This window comes from Achromobacter sp. 2789STDY5608621 (genome assembly GCF_001299375.1).
Classification (GTDB): Bacteria; Pseudomonadota; Gammaproteobacteria; order Burkholderiales; family Burkholderiaceae_B; genus Achromobacter; species Achromobacter insuavis.
This window is the reverse complement of the sequence record NZ_CYTU01000104.1, coordinates 1-2,976: the sequence shown is the minus strand read 5'-3', so window position 1 is coordinate 2,976 and position 2,976 is coordinate 1. Positions and strand designations below refer to the sequence as shown.

Annotated in this window: 4 protein-coding genes; 1 reads left to right on the top strand and 3 read right to left on the bottom strand. The window is 71.6% G+C overall.

Annotated elements, in window-relative coordinates; translation table 11 throughout:
* On the top strand, positions 1 to 1,030 hold a 1,030-nt coding region (locus tag AOZ53_RS33150; protein ID WP_054491079.1), incomplete at its 5' end, for a molybdopterin molybdotransferase MoeA.
* Here the strand turns inward: AOZ53_RS33150 and mobA are convergent.
* From mobA to AOZ53_RS33135, 3 genes are all read right to left on the bottom strand, one after another.
* Positions 1,015 to 1,638 carry a molybdenum cofactor guanylyltransferase MobA gene (mobA, locus tag AOZ53_RS33145; RefSeq protein WP_082385878.1) on the bottom strand — a complete coding sequence of 208 codons (624 nt, stop codon included), beginning with the start codon at positions 1,636 to 1,638 and terminating at the stop codon, positions 1,015 to 1,017. The two genes, AOZ53_RS33150 and mobA, sit on opposite strands and share 16 nt — an antisense overlap.
* Complete coding sequence (moaA, locus tag AOZ53_RS33140; RefSeq protein ID WP_054428581.1) at positions 1,631 to 2,725, bottom strand: GTP 3',8-cyclase MoaA; 1,095 nt, start codon at positions 2,723 to 2,725, stop codon at positions 1,631 to 1,633. Before moaA ends, mobA begins: the two co-directional genes overlap by 8 nt.
* Before the next feature lie 36 nt (positions 2,726 to 2,761).
* On the bottom strand, positions 2,762 to 2,976 hold a 215-nt coding region (locus tag AOZ53_RS33135), incomplete at its 5' end, for a substrate-binding domain-containing protein (RefSeq protein WP_231690731.1).

Sequence of the window (2,976 nt, the reverse complement as noted above, 5' to 3'; positions counted from 1 at the left end):
GGCCGACTGGCAGCCGGGCGCGCGCCTGCCGATCCAGCAACGCTGCTATGCCGGCGACACGCCCGAGCCGCTCAAGCCCGGCCACGCCATCCGCCTGTTCACCGGCAGCCTGATTCCCGCCGGCGCCGACGTGGTGGTGATGCAGGAAGACACGCACGAAGCCGACGAACAGGTCGAGATCACGCGCGAGCCGCGCCCCGGCCAGCACATCCGCCAGCGCGGCGAAGACACCCTGGCCGGCGCCCCGCTGCTGGCCGCCGGCACGCAGCTGCAGGCCGCCCACGTGGCGCTGCTGGCCTCGCAGGGTCTGGCCAGCGTGCCGGTCTACGGCCGCCTGCGGGTCGGCATCCTGACCACCGGCGACGAACTGGTGCCGCCCGGCGGCGCGCGCGAGACGGCGCAGATCTACAACTCCAACGGCCCGATGCTGGCGGCGCTGGTGCGCGGCATGGCCGCCGAACCGGCCAAGGTGCTGCATGCGCGCGACACCGAGGACGACCTGCGCGCCGCCTTCCAGGCGCTGTTGGCCGAGTGCGATCTGGTGCTGAGCGTGGGCGGCGTGTCCGTCGGCGAACGCGACCTGGTCAAGCCGGCGCTGGCCGCGCTGGGCGGCGAGCTGTCGCTGTGGAAGGTGCGCATGAAGCCGGGCAAGCCGGTGGCGCTGGCCATGATCGGCGACAAGCCGGTGGTCAGCCTGCCGGGCAATCCGGTGTCGGCCTACGCGGTGTTCGCCATGCTAGTGTCGCCGCTGGTGCGCCGCATGCAGGGCCGCGAGGAACTGTTCCCGCCGGTCAGCCGGCTGCCGCTGCGCACCGAGCATCCGCGCCAGGACAGCCGCGAGGAATTCCTGCGGGTGCAGCGCCGCGCCGCCGATGACGGCAACGCCGAGCTGGTGCCTTATGGCCACCAGGGTTCCGGGGTGATCAGTTCATTGCCGTGGTCGACGGGGCTGGCGCGCCTGCCGGCCGACGTGCAGGTGCAGGACCGCGACCGCGTGCCCTACTACGACCTGCGTCACTGGCTGGCGTAGCGCTCGGCCGCCGCCAGCTCCTCGGGCGTGTTCAGGTTCATGAACGCGCCGGGCGTGTCATCGAACGGCGCGCCCACGCCTCCCACCCGCGACTGCCACAGGCCGACCTTGCGTTCGCCGGCCGCCAGGTAGTCGCGCAACGCCGGCAACAGCGACGCGCGTAGCGCCATGCAGGCCGGATGGCGCTGGCCGCCGGCCAGCGCGTAGGCCAGCGGCGCGCCCGCCGCTTGCGCCGCCGCGATCAGGCGCCGGGCCAGGTCGGCCGGCAGGAACGGCGTGTCGCACGGCGCCACCACCAGCCATTCGCACGGCGCGGCCGCCGCCAGGCCCGCGGCAAGGCCCGCCAGCGGCCCCTGCCAGGCGCCCAATTCGTCGGTATCGTCGGCCACCACCCGGCCATAGCGGGCGTAGGTCTCGGCGTTGCGGTTGGCGCTGAGGATCAGCGGCCCGACCTGCGGCGCCAGGCGCCGCGCCACGTGCGCCACCAGCGGTTCGCCGCGCAGCAAGACCAGGCCCTTGTCGCAGCCCTGCATGCGCGAGCCCTGGCCGCCGGCCAGGATCAGGCCGGCCACCTGCCGCCGGTCGAACGCGGTCAAGGTCTCAGCCACCGATGTAGCTCATCTCGACTTTGCGGGCCGGGTCGGCCATGTTGCGGCCGCGCTGTTCGGAATAGTTGTCGCCCCGGGCGGCCCAGATGCCCGTGAGGATGGCGGCCAGCTCGTCGTCGCTGGCGCCGCCACGCAGCGGCGCGCGCAGGTCGTGGCCTTCGTGGCCGAACAGGCACAGGAACAGCTTGCCTTCCGGCGACAGGCGCGCGCGCGTACAGCCGCCACAGAAGGCATGGGTGACGCTGGAGATGACGCCGATCTCGCCGGCGCCGTCGCGATAGCGCCAGCGTTCGGCGACGCGGCCCATGCCGTCGGTGGAGATCGGTTCGAGCGGATAGGCCGCGCCGATGCGCGCCAGTATTTCCTCGCTGGGCACCACTTCGGTCAGATTCCAGCCGTTGGTGTTGCCCACGTCCATGTATTCGATGAAGCGCAGGATGTGGCCGCTGCCGCGGAAGCGCTCGGCCATCGGCAGGATCTGCGCGTCGTTCAGGCCGCGCCGCACCACCATGTTGACCTTGACGGGCGCCAGCCCGGCCGCGGCGGCGGCGTCGATGCCGCGCAGCACGTCGTCGGGCGTGAAGCCGCTGTCGCTCATGTCCTGGAACATGCTGGCGTCCAGCGCGTCGAGGCTGACCGTGACGCGCTTCAGCCCCGCGTCCTTGAGCACCGCGGCCTTGCGTTCGAGCAGGCTGCCGTTGGTGGTGAGGGTGAGTTCCAGCGGGTGGCCGGCGGGCGTGCGCAGCCCCGACAACAGGCCCACCAGGTTTTCCACATGCTTGCGCAGCAGCGGTTCGCCGCCGGTCAGGCGGATCTTCTCGACGCCCAGGCGGGTGAAGACGCCGGCCAGCCGCGTGATTTCCTCGAACGACAGCAGGTCGGAATGGCGCATGAAGGCGTAGCTGGTGTCGAACACCTCGCGCGGCATGCAATAGGTACAGCGGAAATTGCAGCGATCGGTGACCGAAATGCGCAGATCGCGCAGCGGCCGCGCGCGCCGGTCGAGCGCGGGCTGGCCCGCGGCCGGCGGCGCGACAGGCGCCGGACGGTCGGTGCGGCGATCAGCCAGGAGGATCACTTTGCTCATGGGAACAATCATAGCCCGGCGCCCGTGGCGGCGCGCCTAGGAAAATGCCTCTTCAAGGGTCTGCAGGCGGCCGGTATCGCGGGCGTCGTAGCCGATCAGCTGGCTGACGTAACCGACGTAATCGGCGCTGCGCATGATGGACAGCAGGTCGCGCATGGCGGGCGTCTCCAGCGCGCTCTTGCGGATGGCGAAGAAATAGCGCTCGCGCACCAGCGGGATGAAATCCAGGCCGAAGCGGCAGGGGGGGGGTT